Source organism: Bacteroides sp. AM41-16, from assembly GCF_003603495.1.
GTDB lineage: Bacteria > Bacteroidota > Bacteroidia > Bacteroidales > Bacteroidaceae > Bacteroides > Bacteroides uniformis.
Genome location: NZ_QTNE01000053.1, coordinates 1 through 1,339, shown reverse-complemented (window position 1 = coordinate 1,339; position 1,339 = coordinate 1). Strand labels below are relative to the sequence as shown.

The 1,339-nt window shown below is 42.2% G+C and carries 1 protein-coding gene; it reads right to left on the bottom strand.

The genetic code is table 11. The features are described 5' to 3' along the window. Window positions 1-53: 53 nt before the first annotated feature. Complete coding sequence (locus DW896_RS21320) at window positions 54-1,286, bottom strand: IS256 family transposase (protein ID WP_034529910.1); 1,233 nt, start codon at window positions 1,284-1,286, stop codon at window positions 54-56. Window positions 1,287-1,339 lie beyond the last annotated feature (53 nt).

Below are 1,339 nucleotides of genomic sequence, written 5' to 3'. Positions count from 1 at the left end.
GGCAGTATCCATAATTTTGTGTAAATAGAAACGGGATTCAGTTATAAGTTCTCTTATATCTGGATTCTGTTTTCAAAAATAAGCATAAATTGGTTCATAATCAATCCCCAGTTAGTAATCGGCATTGTCCATTTCTTCTCAATCTCCATCAAAGCGAGGTATACCATTTTCTTCACAGCATCATCCGACGGGAATGAAAGCTTTGATTTAGTGTACTTTCTGATTTTTCCATTCAGATTTTCAATGAGATTTGTTGTGTAGATTATTTTCCTGATTTCCAATGGAAACTGGAAGAAAACAGTCAGGTCATCCCAGTTATTCCTCCATGAGAGGATGGCATAAGGGTACTTCCCTCCCCATTTCTTTTCCAGATTATCCAGTTCCACGGCAGCAGCCTCCTTGTTGGGCGCGTTATAGATGTTCTTCATATCGGCTGTAAACTCTTTCTTGTCCTTGTAAACGACATATTTACAGGAGTTCCTGATTTGATGTACAACACATATTTGCGTGGAAGACTGAGGAAATACGGCACGTATGGTGTCGGTAAACCCGTTCAGGTTGTCAGTGCAGGTAATCAGTATGTCCTGTACTCCGCGGGCCTTCAAATCTGTCAGGACACCCATCCAGAATGAAGAACTTTCTGATTTTCCCACCCACATGCCAAGGACTTCTTTCAAGCCGTTCTGTTTCAGACCGACACAGAGATAGACAGTCTTGTTGATGATTTTTCCGTTGTCACGAACCTTGAATACAATACCGTCCATCCAAACGATGAGATAGACAGGATCCAAAGGGCGGTTCTGCCATTCCTGAGCAGCCTGGTTGACTTTGTTCGTAATGATGGAAATGGCTGATGTGGACAGTTCTATTTCATAGATTTCACGCATCTCCTCTTCAATGTCGGACACGCTCATTCCTTTGGAATATAGGGAGATAACAAGTTTTTCTATGGAAAGCCCACGACTCTCGTGTTTGGGAACAACTATGGGATTGAATTCACCGTTACGGTCACGGGGAATAGGTATGACCGCTTCACCGTGTTCAGTTTGGATTTTCTTGGGGTAGCTGCCGTTACGGGAATTACCGCTGTTATGACCGGAAACCGAATTCTTCTCATAACCCAGATGCGCATCCATCTCACCTTCAAGCATTTTCTCCAATACCTGCGCGTGTAACTGCTTCAGAAACTTGCTGACATCAGCTTCTGTCTTGAACTGGCTAAGGAACTCCTTACTTAATACCTCATCAGGCACTACATGATTCTTCTCTTTCATAATTTTCTTCATTTTGCAAAGCTATTAAATAAAAAATACGGAACCCATACTGAATCCCGTATTTT